At 54.6% G+C, this 24948-nt stretch carries 21 protein-coding genes; 14 read left to right on the top strand and 7 right to left on the bottom strand.

Translation table 11 applies throughout. From position 1 onward, the window contains the following. Nucleotides 1-31: 31 nt before the first annotated feature. Complete coding sequence (gene pepE, locus ACTJIK_RS20965) at nucleotides 32-739, top strand: dipeptidase PepE (protein ID WP_440649494.1); 708 nt, start codon at nucleotides 32-34, stop codon at nucleotides 737-739. A gap of 230 nt (nucleotides 740-969) precedes the next feature. Then, nucleotides 970-2433: a Gfo/Idh/MocA family protein gene (locus tag ACTJIK_RS20970; protein ID WP_440649495.1), complete on the top strand. Its 1464-nt coding sequence runs from the start codon at nucleotides 970-972 to the stop codon at nucleotides 2431-2433. 49 nt (nucleotides 2434-2482) lie between these two features. On the opposite strand, the gene ACTJIK_RS20975 is transcribed toward ACTJIK_RS20970, so the two are convergent. Then, nucleotides 2483-3337 carry an AraC family transcriptional regulator gene (locus ACTJIK_RS20975; RefSeq protein ID WP_440649496.1) on the bottom strand — a complete coding sequence of 285 codons (855 nt, stop codon included), beginning with the start codon at nucleotides 3335-3337 and terminating at the stop codon, nucleotides 2483-2485. Between the two features lie 133 nt (nucleotides 3338-3470). On the opposite strand from ACTJIK_RS20975, the gene ACTJIK_RS20980 reads away from it, so the two are divergent. The 5 genes from ACTJIK_RS20980 to ACTJIK_RS21000 are packed head-to-tail and all read left to right on the top strand — an operon-like array spanning nucleotide 3471 to nucleotide 9928. After that, entirely contained in the window at nucleotides 3471-4439 is a 969-nt protein-coding gene (locus tag ACTJIK_RS20980; RefSeq protein WP_440649497.1) for a dihydrodipicolinate synthase family protein, read from the top strand. 18 nt (nucleotides 4440-4457) lie between these two features. Continuing rightward, a complete protein-coding gene (locus ACTJIK_RS20985; RefSeq protein ID WP_440649498.1) occupies nucleotides 4458-5885 on the top strand; it encodes an aldehyde dehydrogenase (NADP(+)) in 1428 nt (475 codons plus the stop codon). Nucleotides 5886-5914: 29 nt separating this feature from the next. Beyond that, a complete protein-coding gene (locus ACTJIK_RS20990) occupies nucleotides 5915-6928 on the top strand; it encodes a 4-hydroxyproline epimerase (RefSeq protein ID WP_440649499.1) in 1014 nt (337 codons plus the stop codon). Nucleotides 6929-6955: 27 nt separating this feature from the next. Then, nucleotides 6956-8200 carry an NAD(P)/FAD-dependent oxidoreductase gene (locus ACTJIK_RS20995; protein WP_440649500.1) on the top strand — a complete coding sequence of 415 codons (1245 nt, stop codon included), beginning with the start codon at nucleotides 6956-6958 and terminating at the stop codon, nucleotides 8198-8200. A 9-nt stretch (nucleotides 8201-8209) separates the two neighbouring features. After that, complete coding sequence (locus tag ACTJIK_RS21000) at nucleotides 8210-9928, top strand: DUF885 family protein (RefSeq protein ID WP_440649501.1); 1719 nt, start codon at nucleotides 8210-8212, stop codon at nucleotides 9926-9928. Between the two features lie 14 nt (nucleotides 9929-9942). Here ACTJIK_RS21000 and ACTJIK_RS21005 read toward each other — a convergent pair whose 3' ends face one another. Continuing rightward, nucleotides 9943-10653, bottom strand: coding sequence for an NUDIX hydrolase (locus ACTJIK_RS21005; protein WP_440649502.1), 711 nt, complete (start codon nucleotides 10651-10653; stop codon nucleotides 9943-9945). A gap of 143 nt (nucleotides 10654-10796) precedes the next feature. Here ACTJIK_RS21005 and ACTJIK_RS21010 point away from each other — a divergent pair, with 143 nt between their 5' ends. Further along, entirely contained in the window at nucleotides 10797-11927 is a 1131-nt protein-coding gene (locus tag ACTJIK_RS21010; protein ID WP_440649503.1) for an aldose epimerase family protein, read from the top strand. A gap of 59 nt (nucleotides 11928-11986) precedes the next feature. Here ACTJIK_RS21010 and ACTJIK_RS21015 read toward each other — a convergent pair whose 3' ends face one another. From ACTJIK_RS21015 to ACTJIK_RS21025, 3 genes are read right to left on the bottom strand one after another with little or no spacing between them, the layout of a single operon-like run. Further along, entirely contained in the window at nucleotides 11987-12988 is a 1002-nt protein-coding gene (locus ACTJIK_RS21015; RefSeq protein ID WP_440649504.1) for an NADP-dependent oxidoreductase, read from the bottom strand. Beyond that, on the bottom strand, nucleotides 12985-13410 hold the full coding sequence (locus ACTJIK_RS21020) for an organic hydroperoxide resistance protein (RefSeq protein ID WP_440649505.1): 426 nt from the start codon (nucleotides 13408-13410) through the stop codon (nucleotides 12985-12987). Before ACTJIK_RS21020 ends, ACTJIK_RS21015 begins: the two co-directional genes overlap by 4 nt. Before the next feature lie 34 nt (nucleotides 13411-13444). Continuing rightward, nucleotides 13445-13894, bottom strand: coding sequence for a MarR family winged helix-turn-helix transcriptional regulator (locus tag ACTJIK_RS21025; RefSeq protein ID WP_440649506.1), 450 nt, complete (start codon nucleotides 13892-13894; stop codon nucleotides 13445-13447). 114 nt (nucleotides 13895-14008) lie between these two features. Between ACTJIK_RS21025 and ACTJIK_RS21030 the strand changes: the two genes are divergently transcribed. The 5 genes from ACTJIK_RS21030 (at nucleotide 14009) to ACTJIK_RS21050 (ending at nucleotide 22285) form a co-directional block, all read left to right on the top strand. Beyond that, nucleotides 14009-14590 carry an RNA polymerase sigma factor gene (locus ACTJIK_RS21030; protein WP_440649507.1) on the top strand — a complete coding sequence of 194 codons (582 nt, stop codon included), beginning with the start codon at nucleotides 14009-14011 and terminating at the stop codon, nucleotides 14588-14590. A gap of 77 nt (nucleotides 14591-14667) precedes the next feature. Further along, a complete protein-coding gene (locus ACTJIK_RS21035; RefSeq protein WP_440649508.1) occupies nucleotides 14668-15738 on the top strand; it encodes a FecR family protein in 1071 nt (356 codons plus the stop codon). A 40-nt stretch (nucleotides 15739-15778) separates the two neighbouring features. After that, on the top strand, nucleotides 15779-19504 hold the full coding sequence (locus tag ACTJIK_RS21040) for a SusC/RagA family TonB-linked outer membrane protein (protein ID WP_440649509.1): 3726 nt from the start codon (nucleotides 15779-15781) through the stop codon (nucleotides 19502-19504). Nucleotides 19505-19526: 22 nt separating this feature from the next. Next, complete coding sequence (locus ACTJIK_RS21045) at nucleotides 19527-21209, top strand: SusD/RagB family nutrient-binding outer membrane lipoprotein (protein WP_440649510.1); 1683 nt, start codon at nucleotides 19527-19529, stop codon at nucleotides 21207-21209. Between the two features lie 113 nt (nucleotides 21210-21322). Further along, on the top strand, nucleotides 21323-22285 hold the full coding sequence (locus ACTJIK_RS21050) for a YihY/virulence factor BrkB family protein (protein WP_440649511.1): 963 nt from the start codon (nucleotides 21323-21325) through the stop codon (nucleotides 22283-22285). Here ACTJIK_RS21050 and ACTJIK_RS21055 read toward each other — a convergent pair. Then, on the bottom strand, nucleotides 22280-23026 hold the full coding sequence (locus ACTJIK_RS21055) for a DeoR/GlpR family DNA-binding transcription regulator (protein ID WP_440649512.1): 747 nt from the start codon (nucleotides 23024-23026) through the stop codon (nucleotides 22280-22282). The two genes, ACTJIK_RS21050 and ACTJIK_RS21055, sit on opposite strands and share 6 nt — an antisense overlap. A 95-nt stretch (nucleotides 23027-23121) precedes the next feature. On the opposite strand from ACTJIK_RS21055, the gene ACTJIK_RS21060 reads away from it, so the two are divergent. Then, entirely contained in the window at nucleotides 23122-23679 is a 558-nt protein-coding gene (locus ACTJIK_RS21060; protein WP_440649513.1) for a 5' nucleotidase, NT5C type, read from the top strand. A 75-nt stretch (nucleotides 23680-23754) separates the two neighbouring features. Here the strand turns inward: ACTJIK_RS21060 and ACTJIK_RS21065 are convergent, their stop codons facing one another. After that, complete coding sequence (locus ACTJIK_RS21065) at nucleotides 23755-24948, bottom strand: epoxide hydrolase family protein (protein WP_440649514.1); 1194 nt, start codon at nucleotides 24946-24948, stop codon at nucleotides 23755-23757.

Genomic DNA, 24948 nt, shown 5'->3' on the forward strand with positions numbered 1-24948 from the left:
CTTAAAAGGAGAGTTTCTTTAATTTTGGCCTATGCAAAAGAAGATCATACTGGCCAGCACATCCACACTGTACGACGGTCAATACCTGGAATACCTGGAGCCTGTAATGGCGGAGCTTTTCGCCGGCATCAGCGAAATTGTTTTTATCTCATATGCCCGCCCCGGCGGCATCAGCCATGACGATTATACCCGCCGTGCCGCGGGCGTGTTTGAAACGAAAGGTATTCGCGTAAAAGGGCTGCATACTTTCGACGAGCCGTTGCAGGGCATCCGCACCGCGCAGGCGTTCTTTACCGGCGGCGGCAACACGTTCCTGCTGGTGAAGCAGCTGCACGACCTGGGGCTCATGGATGCGCTCGCCGCGGCTGTGAACGGCGGCAAGCCTTACCTCGGTTGCAGCGCGGGCAGCAACATCGGCGGGGTGAGCATGCAAACCACCAACGATATGCCCATCGTTTACCCGTCCAGCTTCAGAACCATGGGCCTCGTGCCTTTCAACCTCAATCCCCATTACCTGGACCCCCTGCCCGGCCTGGAACATATGGGCGAAACGAGGGAAACCCGCATCAGGGAATTTCATACGCAGAACAATACGCCGGTGGTAGGCCTGCGCGAAGGCAACTGGATAGCGGTGAACGGGGAAGAAATAACCCTCGAAGGCGCTCACAGCGCGCGCATCTTCCTGCCCGGTAAAGATCCTTATGAACTGGCAGCAGGGGAGAAACTGGTATTTTCGTGACCTGTCATTGCGAGGAGCAGCAGCGCCTCCCGCACAAGATCTCCGCGCAGCTCCTCGCAATGACGAATTTTTTTTACGCAATAAATCTGCGCAACCGTTTGCGCAGATGCCCGTCCCGCTTGATTTAGCAATTTTGTACCTGAATCCGTACGTTCATCAAAAAATGATGAATAAAGCCCAAAACTTTACTATTTTAACCACTTCATAGTCCACAACTCAACCAACAAATTATGAGTGCTACTCGACGCAATTTCCTCCGCCAGCTGGCGGTAGGTTCCGGAGCCCTTGCAATGGGCATCCCTTCCTTTGCCACCGAACCCACGGCGCCCAGCGACCGCGAGCTTAAAGCAGCATTGGAACAATCCAACAAGCAGCAGCGTTTCAACATGAGCGGTTATGCCGCCCCCAAGATCGACAAAGTGCGTATCGGCTTCATCGGCCAGGGTATGCGCGGGCCGGGCGCCGTTCAGCGCATGTCGTTCATAGACGGGGTGGAGATCGTTGCCCTCTGCGACCTTCTCCCTGAGCGCGCGTCAAAATCCAATGCCACCGTGGTGAAAGCGGGCCGCCCCGCCGCTAAAGAGTATTCCGGCGAAAACGGCTGGAAGGAAATGATCGATAAGGAAAAGCTGGACCTGGTGTACATCACCACGCCCTGGCACCTGCACACGCCCATGGCCCTTTATGCCATGGAACACGGCTGCCACGCCGCCTCCGAAGTGCCCATTGCGCTTACGCTGGAAGATTGCTGGAAACTGGTGGAAGCATCAGAGCGCACCAAAAAGCATTGTATGATGCTGGAGAACTGCTGCTATGATTTCTTTGAGCTGCTCACCCTCAACATGGCCCGCCAGGGCATGTTCGGCGAGCTGGTGCATGCCGAAGGCGCGTACATCCACGACCTGCGTGACCTGAACTTCTCGAAGAAAGGTTACCAGAACATGTGGAGGCTCCGCCAGAACGCAGCGCACAACGCCAACCTCTATCCCACGCACGGCCTCGGTCCCATTGCGCAGTGCATGAATATCAACCGCGGCGATAAAATGGATTACCTCGTATCCATGGCCAGCAACGATTTTATGATGGGCGATATGGCGAAGGAAAAAGCCGCTTCCGATCCCTTCTACAACGAGTTCGTGGGCAAGCCCTACCGCGGCAATATGAACACTACCACCATCCGCACCGCCAAGGGCAAAACCCTCATGATACAGCACGACGTTACCACGCCGCGCCCTTATTCCCGCATCCACCTCGTGAGCGGCACCAAAGGCATCGCGTCCAAATACCCCAGCCCTGAGCGCATCGCGTTCGGCCACGGCTGGATCAAGCCTGAAGAGCTGAAGAAATTATACGATGAATACACGCCCGAGATCATCCGCAAAATAGGTGAGCTGGCCAAGCAGGTGGGCGGCCACGGCGGTATGGACTTTATGATGGACTGGCGCCTGATAGACTGCCTGCGCAACGGTCTCCCGCTGGACCAGGACGTGTACGACGGCGCGGCATGGAGCGCTATCGTTCCGCTGAGTGAAAAATCCATCTCCAAACGTTCTTCCAGTGTAGACATCCCGGACTTTACCCGCGGCGCCTGGAAAACCAACGCCCCCGTGGAACTGACGCTGAAAGGCGGCGGCAACACCGGCGTAATTGGCGTGGAAAAGAAGACCGAATCCAAACAACTGAGCGTACAATAGGTTTTTTATAAAAAAGGAAAGAGGGCGTTCCATTTGGGACGCTCTTTTTTTATTCCTCCATCTCCCGCGCAAACTCCCTCGGCGCCAGGCCCGTCACGGTTTTGAACACCCTGTTGAAAGTAGCGATGCTGTTGAAGCCACAGCGGTAGGCGATAGCGGCGATACTTTCTTCCGTCCCGGCCGCCAGCAGCTTGCTGGCTTCGTGCACACGCACTTCATGCAGGAATTCCACGAAAGTGAGCCGCGTATGTTTCTTGAAATAACGGCAGAATGCCTGCGGCGTCATGTTGGCGTGGCGGGCGATGTCGTCCAGCGGGATGTCTGTCTCGTAATGTTTCATGATATAATCGTAGATGGCGCCGATGCGCAGGCCTTCCTGTTCGTTAACAGCCGTGGGCATTGCACCGCTTACGAGCGGTTCCGGATCCGCAATGCCGCGAAGATGATGCAGCAGGTGGATGAACGCGGTGAATTGCAGCGCGCCCTTCGATCTGTCCAGCTCCTGCATGAGGCTGGCCACAGTGGGCACGGCGCGTTCCGGCACTTTGAAGCCGCGGGGGAATTTATCGATGAAAGCCTGTATAGGCTTAAGTTCTGCCAGTTCAAACACCGGCGCGAGCTTGCCGTTGGGGTCGAAGAAAAGGGTGAAAGATTCCGCGGACGCGCCTTTCTCTTTGTCGCTGCGGAACACATGCGGCTGGTTGCCCGCCAGCCAGTAGATCTCGCCGGGGCGGAAGGCATGCATGCTGTTGTCCGCAACGAGCGTGCCGCTGCCCTGCTGTATCCAGGTGAGCTGTATTTCGCTGTGGCGGTGCAGGTAGGGGTAGAAATAGGGCAGCCGCTCCTTTTGCACGATAATGTTCTTGTCCGGCGCTACGGGTATGGTGAACTGCAGAACTTTCATGCCCTTAAATTATGCAAAATTTAACCGTTATGTGAATGGTAATTTATCCGCTGGTTAAAAAGTGAGGAATATTGATCAATAAACGTAGCGGGAGCCGCGGCGCTTCCTGTTACTTTTGAAAAAAAAAGTTCCCATGGCCATACAATGGAAAGGGGTATTCCCCGCACTCACTACCAAGTTCACCGCAAAGGATGAACTGGACCTGGACCTGTTCGGCAAAAATCTCGACGCACAGCTGGCCGCAGGCGTGGCAGGCGTTATCATCGGCGGTTCGCTCGGCGAGGCCAGCACGCTGGCCCTGGAAGAAAAAGCAGCGCTGGTGCAATTTGCGGTGCAGCGGCTTGAAGGCAAAATACCGGTGGTATTGAACATCGCTGAAGGCGCTACCCGCGAAGCGGTGAAACAGACGGCGCTGGCGGAACAATGGGGAGCGGAAGGGCTGATGCTGCTGCCGCCCATGCGGTATAAGTCGGACGAACGGGAGACGGTGCAGTACTTCCGCACGGTGGCCGATTCAACAAGCCTGCCTGTGATGCTGTACAACAACCCGGTGGATTATAAGATCGAGATCACGCCCGCCATGTTCGAAGAGCTGGCGGCCTGCGAAAACATCAGGGCGGTAAAGGAATCCACGCGCGACGTCACGAATGTGATCCGCATGCGCAACCGCTTCGGTAACCGCTTCAGCATTTTGTGCGGTGTGGACACGCTGACGCTGGAAGAGCTGGTAACCGGCGCTGATGGCCTCGTAGCGGGACTGGTTTGCGCCTTCCCGGCAGAAACGGTGGTGCTGTACAACCTCATCAAAGCCGGCCAGATCAAAGAGGCGCTGGAACTCTACCGCTGGTTCATGCCGTTGCTGGAGCTGGACATCCATCCCAAGCTGGTGCAATACATCAAGCTGGCGGAAGCCTACACCGGCCTGGGTTCCGAGCATGTGCGCGCGCCGAGGCTTTTGCTGGAGGGAGAAGAAAGGAAGCGGATTTCTCAAACGATCGAGCAGGCGCTGAGCACCCGCCCTGACCTCAGCAAATATGCCGTACCTTCCTCGAACCCGGCATTAAGCGAGGAAATGAAGCGGTTGAAACGGATACAGTCTTAAGTCATACAAAAACGAACTATGAACATACACCAGGTCATGCAGCAATCCGGCGAAGCCTTTGCAGCGTATGGGAAAGCCAGTGCCGCACAGCGTGCCGTATTCCTGGAAACAATTGCCGCCGCCATAGAAGCCCGGCGTGAAGCGCTTACAACGATCACTCATGAAGAAACGAACCTGCCCGCGGCGCGCCTGAACGGAGAGCTTACCCGCACGACCGGCCAGCTGAAGATGTTTGCCGGCCTGCTGCGGGAAGGCAGCTGGGTATCGGCAGTGATAGATACGGCCGATGCCCAGCGCACGCCGCCCAAGCCCGATACCCGTAAAATGTCCGTTCCCCTGGGACCGGTGGTGGTATTCGGCGCGTCCAATTTTCCATACGCCTTTTCCACCGCTGGGGGAGACACTGCGAGCGCACTGGCGGCCGGCTGCACGGTAGTGGTGCGCGCGCATTTCGGGCATCCGCGCACTTCAGCGCTTATTTTCGAGGCCATGCAGGAAGCCGTGAAAACCTGCGGCCTGCCTCCACATACCATACAACATGTAACAACGCCGGGGAACGAAACCGGGAAAGAACTGGTGACGCACCCGCTCACGGCTGCAGTGGGCTTCACAGGTTCGCTCAGCGGCGGCACCGCGCTGATGCGTTACGCGTCCGAAAGAGCCGCCCCCGTGCCGGTGTTCGCGGAAATGAGCAGCATCAATCCTGTTTTATTGCTTCCCGGTAAGCTGAAAGAAGACGCGCCCGGGCTTGCCCGCAAGCTGGCGGCCTCCATTACGCTCGGCATGGGCCAGTTCTGCACGAATCCCGGTTTGATCATTGCGGTGGAAGGAGAGGGGCTGGAATTGTTTAAAGACAGCCTTGCAGACGAGATCAGGAAATTTGCACCGCAGCCCATGCTGCACGAAGGGATCACGCGCAACTACGAAACGCGCACGGCCGCTGTGGCCGTTCTTGACGCTGTACGCCCCGTGGTGGAGAATGTAGCCATGATACAAACGGTGGAAGCGAAAGACTTCATGGAAGATACTTTGCTTCGCGAAGAAATATTCGGCCCTTACTCGCTGATCGTGCAATGCCATGACGCAGAAGAAATGCAGCAGGTGCTGAACAGCGTGCAGGGACAGCTCACCGCCACCCTCATGGCAACTGGAGAAGATCTTCATCAGCATGCGGACCTGCTGGAAAACTGCACGCGTATTGCCGGGAGGGTTATCATCAACGAAGTGCCCACCGGCGTGGAAGTATGCGCCGGCATGGTGCATGGCGGCCCTTTCCCGGCCACATCCGATCCGCGTTTTACTTCCGTGGGCACATCCGCCATCCAGCGCTGGGTACGGCCAGTTTGTTACCAGAACTTCCCGGACCAGCTGCTGCCCGAAGCCCTGCAAAACGCCAACCCGCTGCGCATCTGGCGCACAGTGAACAATGAATGGACAAATACATGATATCTTGTTAATTTTCTTATTTTGTATTGATGAAACAGGCCACCAAAAAGACCTTCTTTTGTATAGACGCCCACACCTGCGGCAATCCCGTGCGCCTGGTGGCGGGCGGCGGCCCTTCCCTGAAAGGGAATAACATGAGCGAAAAACGCGCTCACTTCCTCGAAGAATTCGACTGGATACGCAAAGGCCTCATGTTCGAACCGCGCGGCCACGATATGATGAGCGGCAGCATCCTTTACCCGCCGCATAATCCGGACAACGATGTGGCCGTGCTGTTCATCGAAACCAGCGGCTGCCTGCCCATGTGCGGGCACGGCACCATCGGCACCATCACCATCGCCATAGAAGAAGGGCTGCTGCTGCCCAAAACGCACGGCACCGTGAAGATGGAAGCCCCGGCAGGGCTGGTGGACATCAAATACAGCACCATCGGCAATAAAGTAAAAACGGTAAAGCTCACCAATGTGCCCTCCTGGCTGGAAGCTGCGGACCTTACCGTGGAATGCCCGGAGCTGGGAGCGCTTACCTTCGATGTGGCCTACGGCGGCAACTTTTACGCGATCGTGGATGTGCAGGCAAATTTTGCGGGGCTGGAACATTACCCGGCGGACAAGCTTATATCATGGGCGCGCGAATTACGGAGCCGGATAAACGAAAAGTACACTTTCACCCACCCGCACGACGCTACCATCAAAGGCTGCTCGCATATCATGTGGACGGGCGCCGTGCTGGACCCGGCTTCCACCGCCCGCAACGCGGTGTTTTACGGGGATAAGGCAATAGACCGTTCGCCCTGCGGCACCGGCACTTCCGCGCGCATGGCACAATGGTATACTAAAGGGAAACTGAAGAAAGGAGAGTCTTTCCTCCACGAGAGCATCATCGGCTCGCGGTTCACCGGCACGATAGAAGAAGAAACGACCGTTGCGGGGAAACCTGCCATCAGGCCCGGTATTGAAGGCTGGGCAAGGGTTTACGGATACAACACCATCAGTATAGACCCGGAAGACGATCCCTATGCATACGGTTTCCAGGTATTGTGATCAACCAAAAAGCTAAATACAGACAGGATGAAATGTGTAATCATCGGCGGCGGCATCATCGGCTTGTCCAGCGCGCTTTACCTCCGGCAGAGCGGCTGGGAGGTAACGGTGCTGGATAAGGGGGATTTCTCGGACAACTGTTCCTATGGCAATGCCGGGTACGTTTGTCCCAGCCATTTTGTGCCAATGGCCACGCCCGGCATTGTCAGGCAGGGCTTTAAGTGGATGCTGGACGCTGAAAGCCCATTCTACATCAAACCCCGCCTGAGCAGGGAACTGATAGACTGGGGCATGAAATTCATCCGCAGCGCCAACGCCAGGCACGTGGAAAGAAGCGCCATACCCCTGCGAGATATTGCCGTGCTGAGCAAACGGATGTATGAAGAATGGCTTCAGCTGCCTGGCTTCGATTTCGCCTACGAACAAAAAGGCCTGCTGGATATGTTCCAGACACAACAGAACGCCGAGCATGCGCATCATACCGTCGAAAAGGCGCAGGAGCTTGGTCTGGATACGGAATACCTCAGCGCGGAACAGGTGCAGGCCATGGAACCGCAGACCCGCCTCAACATCCTGGGCGCCGTATATTTTAAATGCGATGCGCACCTGTACCCCAACAAGCTGATGCATAACCTGCGTCAGTACCTGCCCTCCAAAGGCGTGCAGCTGGTGCCCGGCGAGGAAGTGACCGGCGTGGAGCAGGCAAACGGCAGGATCACCAAAGTAAAAACACGCAAAGGCATATACGAAACCGACCTGGTAGTGGTAGCCACCGGCTCCTGGAGCCGGGAAATGGCCGCCCGCCTGCATGTGAACCTGCCCATGGTGGCGGGGCGGGGGTATTCCATTACCTACGAGGACGGGCCGTACAAAATAAACCACCCCGCCATCCTGATGGAAGGGCGGGTGGCCGTAACGCCCATGAACGGCAACAAGATCCGCTTTGGCGGCACCATGGAGATCACTTCGCTCACCGCGCCGCCGAATATGAACCGTGTGAAAGGCATCCTGCGCACCGTAAAAAATTTCCTGCCGGATTACGATATTCCCATGCCCGCCCGCGAACAGGTGTGGTTTGGCTACAGGCCCTGCTCGGCGGATGGCCTGCCGTACATCGGCAGGGTAAAACACCTGGAAAATTGTATCGTGGCCACCGGCCATTCCATGCTGGGCCTGAGCCTGGGCGCGGGAACCGGCAGGCTGGTGAGCGAGCTGGCCAACGAGCAGCCGGTGAGTATGGACATCCGGCCATTCGCACCTGAACGTTTTTAAAACTTACTTATGAGAAAACTTCTTTGCAGCCTCGGTTTCATCGCGCTGCAGCCTGCCGCCTATGCACAGTCGCCCGATACCGACCTCTACCGGCAATCCAGCGAAGTGAACAACATCATGGTGCAGTACAATGCAGACCGTGGTACGCTCGGCCGCTTCTATGCCATTCCCAACACGCCCGGGCGCCGCGAAAGGATGGAGGTATTGCAGGATACTTACTTACGGCGCCTCGGCCAGCTGAACTTCGATAAGCTGCCTGTCGGCTCCCGCGTGGATTACATCCTGTTCCGCCGTAACCTGAACGACGAACTGTTCCGGCTGAACGAAGAAAAACAGGAATATGCGGCCGTCGAAAAATGGTTCCCGTTTGCAGAGCGCATCTATGCCATAGAACGCAACCGCCGCCGCGGTACCGCCCCGGACGCGGAAAAGCTGGCAGGCGAGCTGAACAGCATTGCCAAAGAACTGCTGGCCCAAAAAGCGGCCCTGCAAAAGGACAGTTCCCTTTCGCTGCCGCTCAGCCGCCGTGCAGCGGGCGTGGCAAGGGGGCTGCAGGCTTCCCTCAAAAGCGCTTACGATTTTTATAATGGCTACGACCCCCTGTTCAGCTGGTGGATACCAATGCCCTACCAGCGGCTGGACAGCCTGTTGGAAATTTATGCGGCTGCCTTTCAAAGCAAAGGGAAAAATGCCGTTTCCCAGAAGGACGATGGCAGCGGCATCATTGGCAACCCGATCGGGAACGAAGAGCTGATCAGGCAATTAAAAGAAGAGATGATCGCCTACACGCCGGACGAGCTGATTGCCATTGCCAACAAGGAATTTGCCTGGTGCGATGTGGAAATGCTGAAGGCTTCCCGCGAAATGGGCTTTGGCGACGATTGGAAAGCCGCCATGGAAAAGGTGAAGAACACGTATGTGCCCGTGGGCAAACAGCCCGAAGCCATGATGAAATTATACAACGAATCCCTCGGATTCATAAAAAAGAACCAGCTGATCACTATTCCCGAACTGGCGGAAGAGACCTGGAGAATGAGCATGATGAGCCCGGAAAGGCAGCTGGTGGCGCCGTTCTTCCTCGGAGGGGAAGAGTTCATTATTTCTTACCCCACCAATACCATGGCGCATGAAGACAAAATGATGAGCATGCGCGGCAACAACCCTCACTTTTCCCGCGCCACCGTTCACCACGAGCTGCTGGCCGGCCACGCCATGCAGCAATTCATGAACAGCCGCTACCGTACCTACCGCCGCTTCGGCACGCCTTTCTGGACGGAAGGCTGGGCGCTTTACTGGGAGCGGCTGCTGTGGGACCTGAAATTCCCGCAAAGCCCTGAAGACCGCATCGGCATGCTGTTCTGGCGGATGCACCGCTGCGCCCGCATCATTTTTTCGCTAAGCTACCACACCCACAAATGGACGCCGCAGCAATGCATCGATTTCCTGGTGAACCGCGTGAACTTTGAACGGGCCAATGCCGAAGGCGAAGTTAGGCGCTCCTTTACCGGCGGTTACGGACCGCTGTACCAGGTGGCTTACATGATCGGCGGGCTGCAGTTTGAAGCGCTGAAAAAGGAGCTGGTAGAGAGTGGAAAGATGAGCTACAAGGAGTTTCACGATGCGATCATCACCGAAAACGCCATGCCGGTGGAAATGGTAAGGGCAATATTGCTAAAGCAGCCACTGACGAAGGATTTCAAGACCAGCTGGCGGTTTTATGAACTGTAAAAGATGATCATCCGTCACCCGAGATTGGTAGGATTCGGAATAAAATTGAGAAAAGCGTTGAACTTTGTCTGGTATTTCCTTTTATCCAGCTTGTAATAGAACGCACCGCGTTTGGAGCTTAAACGTTCCTTATCCTTTTGTTTGATGAGCAGCCCTGTGGAAAGTACTTTGCGCGAGAAGTTCCGTTTATCCATCAGCGTGTCAAATATGCCTTCATAGAGGTTTTGCAGCTGGGGAAGGGTGAATTTTTCCGGCAGCATTTCGAATACAATAGGGTGGAAGGCGGCTTTGTAGCGGAGTTTCTGCTTGGCCAGCTCCACCATATCGCGATGATCGAAGATGAGGGAGGGAAGCTTTTTGAGGGGAAACCATTCGGAATGATAATCCTGGTTGATCTGCTTTTTGAACTTGTTGACGTCGATGAGGCTGAAATACACCACAGACAACGTTCTTTCCACCGGGTCCCGCTCCACTTCCCCGAAAGTGTGCAACTGCTCCATGTATACATTTTCCAGCCCAGTCAATTCTTTTAATACCCTGGCAGCGGCGAAATCGAGCGTTTCGTTGGGGCGGATAATGCCTCCCATCAGGCTCCAGCGGCCCTTTTCAGGCTCAAAGCTCCGCCTGATGACCAGGAGTTTCATTTCGACGCCGTCAAATCCAAATATGATGCAGTCTACAGCCACCAGCACCCTGTTTTTGCCGGAATATTGTGAAATTTTCAATGTCGTATCAGTTTAACGCGGATCAATTATAATAAATGTCTCTCAGACAATTTATAGAACATTCCCGAAAAATAGCTGGAATTTTCGGGATTTAATCCGGATATTTAAAACAACATCCACCCACATTAAAAAATTTTCACGTCATGTTGAAAAAGCTTTTCACATTTATGGCCCTGTCCGCTGGCGGAGTGCTGGCTTTCTCAGCCTGTAACAACGCGGCGGAGGAAAAGAAAACCGCTACTATGCTCACATCACAGCCTTACGGCAATCTTTCAGGCACGGAGATCGTGCAGTACACCCTCACCAATGCCAACGGGATGGTGGTAAAAATCCTGAATTACGGCGGCGTTATTACGGATATCATCACGCAGGACCGGGATGGTACGCCCGGTAACGTTGTATTGTCGTACGACACACTGGCCGGCTACCTCCAGTCCGGCAACCCGTACTTCGGCACGCTGGTGGGCCGTTATGCCAACCGCATCGCCAAAGCGACCTTTAAGATCGACACTGCTACTTATCACCTTGCCGTGAATAACAACGGCAACGCGCTGCATGGCGGCCTGAAAGGGTTCGACAAAGTGGTTTGGAATGTAACGCCGCTCCCGGGAGACAGCAGCCTGCTGCTTGAATACCAGAGCAAAGACGGGGAAGAAGGCTACCCCGGCAACCTGAACGCCAAAGTGATCTACACCCTCACCAGCGACAACGCGCTGAAGATCGAATACGTGGCCACTACGGATAAGCCTACGCCGGTAAACCTCACCCAGCACACTTATTTCAACCTTTCCGCCGGCAAAAGCCCGACCATCCTGGATCACGAGCTGCAGCTGGACGCGCCGGGCTACACGCCCGTAGATGACCAGCTCATCCCGCTGGGAAGGATCGACTCCGTGAAAGGCACGCCCATGGACTTCACCACGCCTACGCGCATCGGCGCCCGGATCGACTCCGTGAAAGGCGGTTATGACCACAACTGGGTATTTGCCAAAGAAAGCGGCCTGGCGAAAGTAGGTACGTTATACGATCCTGCTTCAGGCAGGCTCATGACGGTCTCCACTTCCGAGCCCGGCATCCAGTTCTACACCGGCAATTTCCTGGACGGCTCGCTGCAGTTCACACGGAACAAAGCCGTTTACGGCAAAAATGCAGGCCTGTGCCTGGAAGCCCAGCACTTCCCTGATTCGCCCAACCAGCCTACGTTCCCGAACACCATCCTGAAACCGGGAGAGAAGTATACACAAACTACGATCTACCAGTTCGGGGTGAAATAAATAAGGCAGAATACTATTTAAAAGCGAAGAGGAGGCCGTTTAGCCTCCTCTTCGTTTATTTATACTTTCACGATCATCTTCCCGGTATTCTTCCCGGAAAACAATCCCAGCAAGGCTTCGGGTATCTTCTCAAACCCTTCTGTAACGGTTTCCGTGAATTTGATCTTCCCTGTTTTCACCAGCGGCGCCAGGTACTGAATGCCTTCCGCGTAACGGCCGCCGTAGTTCCGCACAATGAAACCCTGCATGATGATGCTTCTCGTGAGCATAGTGGGCTGGATGCGCGGGCCCACCGGCGGTTCCGTGTTATTATAGGACGATATCTGCCCGCAGAGCGGTATCCTCGCAAAGAAGTTGAGATTGGGCACCACCGCGTCCGTCACTTCGCCGCCTACATTGTCAAAATAGATGTCCACGCCGTCGGGACAGGCTTTGGCGATCTGTGCGGCAAGGTCCGGGGTGTTGTAATTGAGCGCTTCATCGAAGCCGTATTCTTCCCGGAGCATCTTCACTTTTTCTTCAGAGCCGGCAATGCCTACCACGCGGCAACCCAGCTGCTTGCCCAGCTGGCCCACCACCAGGCCAACCGCTCCCGCGGCGCCGGATACGACGAGGGTTTCGCCTGGTTTGGGTTTACCGATATCCAGCAGGCCGAAATAAGCCGTTAAGCCCGGCATGCCCAGCACACCCAGGAAATAGCTGGGAGGGGCCAGGCCGGCATCTATCTTTTTAACGGCGGAGGCGGGCACCACCATTTCCGTAGCCCAGGGAATGTATGGGCCCAGCACCAGGTCGCCGGGGGCGAAGGCGCCGTCTTTACTCTCCAGCACTTCCGCCACCACGCCGCCTTCCAGCGCATGATCCACTTTAAAGGGCGCAACATAGCTCTTCACATCGTTCATCCTGCCGCGCATGTAAGGGTCTACAGAATAATAAAGCCCTTTCAGGTGCAGGTCTCCTTCTTTGATTTCCGGCAGGTTCACTTCATCGAAGCGGAAAATGGATGCGTCCGGCATGCCTTTGGGCCGGGCTGCCAGTGTGATCTGTTTTACTTTTTTCATGATACGCGCGTGTTAATTGTCACTTCAACATTATTTCTCGTTGCATTGGAATATGGGCACACCTGGTGTGCTTTGGCTACCAGCTCTTCGGCGGTGGCCTGGTCGGTGCCGGGCACCAGTACGTCCAGCGTTACGGCGAGCCCGTATCCGCCTTCGCCGTTGGTGCCAAGGCCCACGTGCGCGGTTACGGCGGTAATGCCGGTGGCTGTTTTCGATTTCCGGATCACGAGGTTCAGCGCACTGTCGAAGCAGGCGGAGTAGCCCGCGGCGAACAGTTGCTCGGGATTGGTAAATGCTCCGCCGGGGCCGCCAAGCTCTTTGGGGGTAGCGGTCTTTACATTCAGAATGCCGTCGCTGGTAGACACTTGCCCGTCGCGCCCGCCGGTGGCGGTTGCTGTGGCGGTATACAATACTTTGACCATGGTAAGATATTTTGATTAGTTATTTGATCAGAAATTACTCTTCTCCGGCAGGCGCCTGGAGCGGTTTTATTTTATCCATCAGGCGTTGCAGCTGTTTGTGCAGGCTTTCCCGTTCTTTATCGTCCAGGTTGAGGCTGGCTTGCAGCTGCTGGGGGATCTTCTGCGCTTTTTTGCGGAGGTTCATGCCTTCGGGGCTCACCACGATCTCCACCACGCGCTCGTCCGACTTGCAACGGTAGCGGGTGAGAAGGCCTTTTTTCTCCAGGCGTTTCAGCAGGGGGGTGAGCGTACCGCTGTCCAGGCAAAGCTTTTCACCCAGTTCCTTTACTGTCTGCAGCTTGTGTTCCCAAAGCAGGAGCAGCACGAGGTACTGCGGATAGGTAAGGTCCAGTTTCTCCAGCAGTGGCCTGTAATGGGCGGTCACCTGCCGGGAAAGAACGTACAGGGGGAAACATACCTGGTGATCGAATTTTAAATGATCCATTGTAGTAAATTAGATTGTGCAAAATTAAATAGGTTCAAATTATCACGGGTCATTCTATTGTTAAAGTTCTGCGAAAATATCCCTACCTTTCTGCAAGAAAGCAGCCGAACAAGCATGCCGCAACATGATAAAACACCTTCTGCCGGCGATCCGGCCTGGGAGGATTTCAGGAAAGGGGACCGGGATGCATTTGCGCAGTTGTACCACCAGCATATACAACCGCTCATAGCCTACGGAATGCGGGTCAGTGGCGAACAGCAGGTGGTCAAAGATGTGATCCAGGATCTATTCGTGGAGCTATGGCGCTCCAGAACGCAACTACAATCTGTCCGGTCAGTGAGGGGCTACCTCCTGAAGGCGCTCCGTTATAAACTGCTGCGGAACGCCAAAGTAAAAACACGTTATTATTCCGAACTACCCGACCAGGCGGACCCTGACAATGCCGAACAGCACCGCCTGGAAGCTGAAAGCGAACAGCAGCGCCGTGAACGCATCCGCCATGCCCTCGGCCGCCTGCCCGGCCGCCAGCAGGAAATTATCAACCTCCGGTTTTACCACGGCTGCACCACGGAAGAAGCGGCGGAGATCATGGCCGTGAACTACCAGTCTGCCGTGAACCTTTTGCACCGGGCCATTGTTCAGCTAAGGGAAATGCTGGGTCCCGGGCTCATCTTTACATTGTTTGGCTTATTCTGAAAAAAAATTTCCAAAAAGTGAGTATCGGAACGCTCCCCGGTACACTTGTAATTAACCGCGCATAATTTTAAGTCCGTATGTCGTATTCGCAACAGGAACTGGAAGCATTATTGCAGAATGATGAATTTGTACGCTGGGTGCTGCAACCAGACGAAAAAGGCCATGCCTACTGGCAGGAATGGATGAACGAACATCCTGACCGTCAGGCGCTGGTAGAGCGTTCCCGCGAGGTGATCAGGACGATCCACGAAACGGAGCATGAAGCCGTGAGCAGCCACGACCTGGCTGAGCAGATATGGGAAGATATGCAGGAAGCGCTTCAGCCCCGCCTGCCCTGGTACAGGCGTTACGCCGCCGCAGCCGCCATTCTGGTGCTGCTGGGCCTCGCCGGGGGCTGGTATGCGCTCAGCCTCAACAAAACCAGCACTATCGTGAATGAGAACGGCTTCCTGATGGCCCGGACGGGGAACGCAGACATATCTGTGCAGAACACGGGCAATACGCTTAAAACAGTCTACCTGGTAGACGGTTCGCGCGTCACCCTCAACCCGGGAGCCAAACTAAAATACCATAGCTTGCTGGGCAAACGAAAAAGGGAAGTAACATTGGAAGGAGAAGCCTTCTTTGAAATAACGCCCGACGCAGCCAAGCCCTTTTCGGTGCTGAGCGGCGGGATCGTGACAAAAGTATTGGGCACCAGCTTCAGGGTGGCGGCGCAGGACGACGTGGTAGTATCCGTCCGCTCCGGTAAAGTGGCCGTGGTAAGACTGGAAAAGGATAAAGAAGAGAAGACCTGCATCCTGGAAATGAACGAACAGGCCGTGTACAACGTGAAGCAGAACCGGCTGGAAAAGACCGCTGCACCCGCGCCCGCATTGCTGGCAAACCCCGTTCCGGCCTGGGAAACGATGTTTTACGACGAAGCTTCCATGGACGAGATCATCGGCGTGCTCACCCGCATCTATGGCGTGGAGTTTGAGTACAACCGCGAACAATTCTCAAAATGCAAGATCACGATCGCCCTGGACGAGGGATCGATGTACGATAAATTAGACATATTGACCAAAGTGCTGAGCGCAACATACGAGGTAGATGAAGATGTTGTGCGGATAACCGGCCCGGGATGTGGGAATTCGGCCGGTCTTTAGTTCGGGAATTTACTTTACTGTCAACCAAAATAGTACGCGTATGAATACCTTCTTGTTAAAGATCAGGGTAGCGCTGTTGTTGTCCTTCCTATGCCTCGTTGCAAGCATGCCAGCCTCCGCCGGCGGGCGTTATGCAGCAGGGGTGCTGGACAAGAAAATATCGCTGTCCATGTCCAACAAAGGACTGAAGAATGTGCTGGCAAAAATAGAACAGGCCGCCGCAGTCAAATTTGCCTATGCCACGCAAACCATCCCGCTCAACAACAAAGTCAGCATCGACGTTAAGGACAAACGCCTTGGCGATGTGCTGGAAGTGCTGCTGTCCCCTTACCAGGTGAGCTATGAAGCCGTAGGCAACCAGATCATCATCCAAAAGGACGGGATGAAAATGGTGATCAGCACGCGCGCCATCGGCCAGGCCCTTTTCAAAAAGGTGACCGGTGCGGTGAAAGCGGCGGACGGTACCAGCATTCCCGGTGTAACCGTAACTGTTAAAGGCACCGCCAAAGGGGCCGTTACGAATGCGGACGGGCGTTTTGAGCTGGATGCCGACGAAGGCGCCACCCTTGTGTTCACCGCCATTGGCTTCGCCACGCAGGAAGTGGTGGTAGGCAGCGGCAGTGTATACGATGTGGTGCTGCAGGAATCCAGCAAAGAGTTATCCGAAGTGGTGGTAACGGCGCTGGGTGTGCGGAAAGAAAAACGTTCGCTGGGCTTTTCTGTGACGGAAGTGAAAGGCGCCGAACTGGCGGCCACCAACGAGGTGAACCCGATCAACGCTTTGCAGGGCAAGGCTGCGGGGATCAATATAGACCAGGGTTCAGGCGGCCTCTTCGGCAACTCGCGCATCCTGATACGCGGCAACTCTACGCTGAGCACCAACAACCAGCCTATTTTCGTGATAGACGGGGTGATCCTGGACAACGATGCATTCGACGGCAAAGGCCGGGATTTCGGGAACGACCTGAAGAACCTGAATATGGAAGAGTTTGAAAGCGTTTCCGTGCTCAAAGGCTCCGCCGCCGCCGCGTTGTACGGCTCCCGCGCCATCAACGGCGTAGTGCTGATCACCACCAAAAAAGGCCGCACCCGTAAAGGATGGGGCGTATCCGTTTCCCAATCCGTAAACATCCAGCAACCATACGCCGGGCCCGATTTCCAGAACGAATACGGCGGCGGCACCGTGGGCGCGTTTTTTACGGACACCCGCGACCCGGGCTATAAAGACAACGAAAGATGGCAGACCAAGGTATTTCCTACCAACGCCAACGGCGAGCCATATATTGATCCCCAGAAGAACCGAGAACTGGAAAACTGGGGCCCGCGCTTCGCCAACCAGCGCGTGCTGAACTACGACGGCACCTGGACGGAATACAAAGCCGCGCCGAACAACTACCTGGACGCGTTCCAGACCGGTGTGGGCTTCCTCACCAATGTGTCTGTAGACGGGGCCACGGATAAATCCACCTTCCGCCTGTCATATTCCCGCAACGACGCGGAAGGCATCAACTTCCGCAACAAGATGATGAAGAACGCCTTCTCCCTGCGCGCCACCCATAACCTTACCAGCTTTATCACCCTGGATGCGGGAGCGGACTACACGTCCATTGACGGTGAAAATCCCCCGCAGCTGGGCCTGAACAACTTCATCTGGATCTTCCCGCGCAACTACGACACGAAATACTGGATGCAGCGCAGCAAATACACCAGCCTGCTGGGAGGCGTTCCGAAAGTATACGATGCAAACGAGACCAACTTTGTGCCCGGTGCCGATTACTGGTTCCGCATTTTCGAGAACGATTACCTGCAGGATGAGCAGATGTTCCGCGGCCGCCTTACTGTTACGGCTACACTAAGCAAGTGGCTGAGGCTGCAGCTGGAAGGGAACTTCAGCAATATCAACATCAAGAACGAAAGCAAGGAGCTGGGGCAGGGCTTTAACTTTACCGGCTCAGACAATACTTCCGGCGGCTTCTACTCGCTCAGCCACGCCGTCAAAAAAAGCTATTTCCTGAAGTGGATGGGACTGGTGACCAAACAGCTGACCAAGGACCTTTCGCTGAACGGCTACGTAGGCGGGGAAACGCAGCGTTATAACCAGAGCTACAACCAGTCGCAGACCGATGGCGGCCTGATATTCCCTGACAACTACTTCCTGGCGAACTCGCAGAAACCGCAGATAGTGAACGGGGGCGAGCGTCCGAGACAAACCATCAACTCCATTTACGCCAGCGCGGACCTTGCCTATAAGGACAGGCTGTTCATGCAGGCCACCTGGCGCGGAGACTGGTCGTCGGCACTCACTTATACCGATGGGACCGGTAACAACTTCTACAATTACCCGGCCGTGAGCCTTTCCTGGATATTCACCGAATCCTTCAAGCTCCCGTCCTTCATTTCCTTCGGTAAGCTGCGCGGCAACATCGCGTGGCTGGGCGGCGGCCTCAATCCTTTCCTGATCAACCCCGGCTTTAAGCTGAGAGGGTTTACACAGGCGCTGAACGGCAACATCCCGATGCTGACATTCGTGGATGAGAACGGGCAAACCTTCGTGGTGGACAAAGACATCAAGCCCCTCCGGAAACGGGCCATAGAAGGCGGTCTTGACCTCCGCTTCCTGAACGACCGCCTGGGCATCGACGCGACAATTTACCGCGACAATACATTTAACCAGGGCATCAAGATACCCGCGGCGCCTGAATCCGGTGTGAACAGCCAGCTGATCAACGCCGGCAATATCCAGAACTCAGGTGTGGAAATAGCGCTGAACGCGACTCCCGTTAAAGGAAAGAACTTCGACTGGAATACCGTTTTCACGTATACCCGTAACCGTAATAAGATCATAGAACTTTACCGTGATGTTGAATATTATGCATTGGATGAAGAAGGTCTCGGCGGCAACGACCAGATCCCTTATGCCAAGGTAGGCGGCGCTTACGGCGTGATCCGTACGCGCATCAGCTCCAAAAAATACCAGGCGGTAGACGGCAGCGGCAAACCCGTAGATCATCCGAACAACGGGAAAGTGGTGCTGGACTGGCGTTCCGACGCACGCGCGGCCTTCCCCAAACGCAGCAACGAATGGGCTGACGTGGGGGATATCAACCCTGATTTCCGTGGCAGCTGGGACAATACCTTCCGTTACAAGAGCCTTTCGCTGAATGTATTGATAGACGCCAAGATCGGTGGGGATATGGTGATGCACACTTTACGCTACGGCACGCACACCGGCATCTTCAAATCTTCCCTGCAGGGCCGCGATGCAGCCCACGGCGGTATTTCATGGACCAGCAAATACAATGACGACGGCGGTTCTTACGACGATGGCATTATTCCCGACGGCGTATTCGACAACGGCCAGATGATCAGGCAGCCGGACGGTACCGATGTGGACGTGAGCGGCATGAGTTTCAGGGAAGCTTATGAAAAAGGATATGTAGAACCTACGCACCTTCCGCAGTACAATTACCGTTACGGTTCCTTCTCCACTGCGGTGGGCGATTACTGGGTCGTTAAAAATTCCTGGATCAGCGTGCGGCAGGTGGCCCTGAATTATACGCTGCCTTCCACGATCGCATCAAAGCTGCACCTGAACAACCTGGGTGTGAGCCTGATCGGCCGCGACCTGTTCTACATCTACAATTCACTGCCGAACAACATCAACCCGGCTTCCAATAATTCGAACAGAACCAGCGTAAATAAAGAAGAAGGATTTGTGCCGCCGATGATGCGCTCATTCGTATTCACGATCCGCGCAGGATTTTAACGGTCATACTAAACGAAGCAACATGAAAAAGTTAACGATATATACACTCTTCATCTGCACAACAGTTTTTGCCGCCGTTTCCTGTAAAAAGGATTTTGGCGAGCTGAACACCGATCCCAGCGTGGTGACCGTGCCGGATGTGAATTCGCTGTTCGCTTACTCCATGGACAATATCGAATCCTACCAGGGCACCGAATGGATATGGGAGAACCTGGAGCAGCTGCTGCGTTTCAGCCAGCACCTCACTACAGACCCGTATGAGCTGAGCACGAACATCAATTCCCGCTACCGCGTGTTGTACAACAACGTACTGCCCAACCTCGTGGAGATCCGCCGGCAGGTGGACATGCGGCCTGAACGCCCGCGTTACCGCAACATCCGCGCTGTGACCTATATTGCCGGCATCCTGCAAGCGCTCAAAACCACGGATATGAACGGTTCCATTCCGTACACAGAAGCCATCAAAGGCAGAACGGAAGAGAACTTCAGGCCCGTGTACGACGAGCAGAAAGTATTGTTCGATACCTGGCTGGCGGAACTCACCGACGCTATCGACTCCCTGGCCGAATCACCCACCGGGCAGCTGAATTTCGGCAGCGCGGACTTCTACTACAGAAACGAATGGAATAACTGGATCAAGCTGGCCAATACCCTCAAGCTGCGTATAGCAGTGCGTTACGAAAGAGCGGACGTGAACGTGGCCAAACGTGTATTCAGGGAAGTGATGGAAGACCCCATCGGGCCCATCGACAACGATCTTGCCCAATTTGTGTACGACAGGCCACAGTGGAACCCGATCGGGAATGATATCGATTACCGCAGCCCGCGCTTCGGCACATCGTCCATCATCAACTTCCTCAAATCCACCAACGACCCGCGGTTACTCATCTACTTCAGTCCCAACGATCTTGTGGGCTCCTTCAGGGATACGCTAACGAAGTATGGCAGAACCCTTCCCGCTTTCATCAACCCGAACGACCCGCTGGTAAGGTTCCAGGGAGGCCCGGCAGACTGGACGACGGACCCTGCCACCGCCAACTGGTACAAGAACAGCTTCAACGTGAGCGACTGGAGCAGATGGCGGCTCATCGGCAACATCAACAAAAAGTTCTTCGCGCCGCGTTACGGCACCAATACTTCCGGCCGCATGCTTGATTATATGGTGACTGAAGCCGAGACCGCCTTTTACATCGCTGAGTTTATCCAGAAAGGTTACGGCGTTGGTTTCGATACAAAAGGCACCGCCGAGCAATGGTATAACAAGGGCATTACCAGCTCCATCCGCACGATGAACAAGATCGCGCTGGCAGCGGAATCCACCGTCGGGCTTACCGGCGATGGCGAAGCGCAGATCGCGGCTTACCTCGCGCATCCCAACGTGAAATTCAACGGGGTGAACAACCTGGAGCGCATTTATATCCAGCAGTACCTGAATTTCTACCGGCTGGCGAACGAGGCATTCACCTTTGTGCGCAGAACCGGTTACCCGAAAAATAATTCAGCCTATTACCCGCGCAATGCATGGAACGAGCCCATCCCGCGCAGGTACCCGCTGGATGAACCGCCGCTGGGCACCAACAATGCCAACTGGCAGAGCGCGCAGCAGGCGCAGGGTTTTAGCCCGGGAGACAGGGGCGTGCCCGCACTCAGCACACAACGTTTATGGTTCGATAAGAACAGCCCGGCTTTCGGGCAGGGCAACTGATCATATCTATAGTTGAATCCTGATTTGATATACAGTGAACAAAAACAAACCGTCCTCTTCAGGGGACGGTTGTTTTTTTAGGCGGATGGCCTCGTTTTTGTGTTAACTACCCTATGAAAAAGCCGTTCTTCCTGAAACACTGGTGGGAGCTGTTCAAATGCGCCGGATCGGACTTTATCGACGATAAGGTGCTGAAATTAAGTGCTTCCCTGGCTTATTCGACCGTTTTTTCCATTGCGCCGATGCTTATCATCGTGCTGTTCTTCAGCGATATTTTCCTGGGGAGGGAAGCGCTGGAAGGCAATCTCTACGGCGAGCTGAACGGATTGCTGGGGCCCGCAGCGGCCACGCAGGTGCAGGAGATCGTACGCAACTCGGCGCTTTCATCGGACCTGGGCTGGTCCACCATCATCGGTTTTATCACGCTTTTTATCGGTGCTACCGGCGTGTTCACGGAAATACAGGATTCCATCAACCTCATCTGGCGGCTGAAAACCAAGCCGCGGAAGGGAAGGGGGCTCATCAAAATATTGCTGACGAGATTATTGTCATTCTCCATGGTGGTGAGCCTGGGCTTCGTGCTGGTCGTGAGCCTCGTGATACACGGCGTTATTGAAGTGATGCTCTCCAGGCTAAGCGAGATCTTTCCTGACCTGACGGTGGTGGCCGTATATGCCGTAAATCTTGTTATCACCTTTGCCACCATCGCGGGATTGTTTGCGGTGATCTTCAAAGTGCTTCCGGATGCGAAAGTAAGATGGAAACATGTATGGGTAGGAGCTATTACTACCGCGGTGCTGTTTATGCTCGGGAAAGCCGCTATGGGCTTATATCTTGGCAACAGCAGTATCGGCACTACGTACGGCGCGGCGGGTTCAATTGTAATATTACTGATATGGGTATATTATTCCGCGGCCATTCTTTATTTCGGCGCGGAGTTCACGCGCCAGTATGTACAAAAGAAAGGAGAACGTATCTATCCCAACGATTACGCCGTTTGGGTGGAACAGGTGGAGATGGAATCGAAGGGCGTGATCCCTGAAAAACAGGCGCCTGTTGTCGAAAAAAAATCATAACACCTGTAAGCCCAGCTCACGGTAGGTTTCCAGGGAATCCAGCGTGGGATCGTCTGTTACGATGATATCAATATCTGTAATGCCGCAAACTTTGTAAGGTTCCGCCGTCCCCATTTTATCGCCGGTGGCCAGTGCCGCCACGCGGTGAGCCGATTCCACCATCGTCGTTTTTACCTCTGATTCTTCAAGGTCCATACCCGTTACGCCCAGCAGGGGATGCAGGCTGCATACGCCGAGAAAACAAATATCCGCCCGTACCCTCCTCAGCATCTGGATCGTATCCAGCCCGCCGGCCACCTGCGATTCCTTGAATATGCGCCCGCCAGTGAAGATCACTTCCACTCCCGGATGTTCTATCAATTGCATCACGATGGGCACGCTGTTGGTAATAACGGTCAGCCGCAACTGTGGCGGGAAAAGCTTCACAAGCGAAAGAGTGGATGTGCCGCCGTCCAGTATGATGGTCTGCCCGTCGTGCAGCAGCGACAGCGCTTTGCGGGCCATATTCACTTTATCGTCGGAGTGCAGGTTGATGCGTTCTTTGAAATTGAGCGGGTTAGGTGAATGGGGAATGGCGCCGCCCCGCACCTTGATCAGCAGGCCGTTTTGGGCGAGGGATTCCAGGTCGCGGCGCACGGTATCTTCAGACACCTGGAGGTCCGTGCTCAGCTCCGTTTGCAACACTTTCTGGTCTGTTTTCAGCTTCCTGAGGATATAATCCAGGCGTTCTTCCTTCAGCATAATCTTGCAATTTCTTGCAAACTTAGGTAAAATAACGCAGATTTAATGCTGGAATATTCGTAAATGTTGCATAACTTTGCATCAAATAGCAGAATATGGCAAAAAAGAGAATCGCAATTGATATGGACGGTGTGATGGCAGACCTGACCCAGCATTACTGCGACTGGTATTTTGAACGCACCGGCGAACGGGTAATGAAGGAGCAGCTGAACGGTGTTCCGGAAACGACCGGTTTTCCGCAGGAAGGCATCGTGCATCATTTTTTACATACTCCCGGTTTTTTCAGAACAGCGCCCGTAATGCCCGGCAGCCAGGAAGTGATCCTGTCGCTGATGGAAGATTATGAAGTGTTCATTGTGTCTGCCGCAGTGGAGTTCCCGCAATCGCTTACCGAAAAGATCGACTGGCTGAAAGAGCATTTTCCCTTTATCAGCTGGAAGAATATTGTATTCTGCGGCCTGAAGACCATTGTGAAAGCGGATTACATGATCGACGACTATGATAAGAACCTCCGCTATTTTGAAGGCGAACGCCTGCTGTTCACCGCGCCGCACAATATGAATTACGAAGATTATAACCGGTACGATACCTGGGAAGACGTGGCGAAGTTCTTTGCCGCGCAGCGGGTGGAAGTGGCGGATAAAGTTGCATGATAAAAATGTCCGCAGAATAAAAAAAGGAAGGCTGTCTGGTTACGGCCTTCCTTTTTTATTTATGTTCGGTTCTGCTTACTTTACCGCATCGCTCCTGAAGAACGCATTCAGTTCGTTTACCCACAGCTCAGGTGCTTCCAGCGCGGCAAAATGCCCGCCTTTCTGCATCATGGTAAAACGTTTCAGATTCACTTTCCTTTCCGCCCATTCTTTCGGCGTTGGCGCGTCGCCGGGAAATATCGCCACGCCGGTGGGCGTATTCACCTTCCGGCTGGAAGCCAGCTGCTGTGGGTTATCTACAGCGTAAGTGCGCATGGAGGAATTGATCGTCTGGCTTACCCAATAGATCATGATATTGGTAAGCAATTCGTCTTTCGTGAAATGGTCTTCGATAGTGCCATCCTGCGTGCGCCAGGTATTGAACTTTTCCACGATCCAGGCGGCAAGGCCGGCGGGCGAATCATTCAGGCCATAGGCCTGCGTTTGCGGCTTGGTGGAATGTAGCATGGAGTACGCGCCTTCCTTATACCACCATTGCTGTATAAACTGCCCGAATTCCTGTTCGGCTTTAGACATGGTGCTCCAATCTTCGGATCCGTCGGGATATCCCACGTCAGTCAGGTGGATGGCCGTTACGTTTTCAGGATAAAGGTTGGCGAGCGATTTGGTAATGCCCTGGCCCAGGTCTCCGCCGGCTGCCAAAAAGGTCTTGTAACCGAGCACATCTTTCATCAGCGTAGCGAATATCTTCGCGTTGCCGTCATCGGTCATGGCTACCGGGCTGGAGAAGCCGAAACCGGGAATGGAAGGGATCACCACGTCATAACTTTGTTCTCCTTCGGTCAATAACGGAATGGCTTTATAAAAGCGGTAAAAACAATCGGGCCATCCGTGAGAAAGCAGCAGGGGCTTGTTGTTGGAGCCTTTGCCTTTGATGTGCTGGAAGTGGATGGTGAGGCCGTCGATCTCCACGGTGAACTGCGGGAATTTGTTGAGGGCGGCTTCCTGCTTACGCCAGTCGTAACCGTTTTGCCAGTAACCAACGAGGCTTTTGAGGAACACGGGATCGGTGCCGTATTTCCACCCGATGTTTTCAGGGGTTTCGGGCCAGCGGGTCTGGTGGAGCCGGTTTTGGAGGTCGTCCAGTACGGGTTGCTGCACATCGATCTTAAAGGGTTTTACATTAAACATATGGTCAGGTTTTTTGGGTTGCGCGTTTGCGGTGAATGTTAAAACAGCGATAGTCAGGAAAATGATGGTGTGTTTCAT

The organism is Chitinophaga sp. 22620 (assembly GCF_052044405.1).
Taxonomy (GTDB): domain Bacteria; phylum Bacteroidota; class Bacteroidia; order Chitinophagales; family Chitinophagaceae; genus Chitinophaga.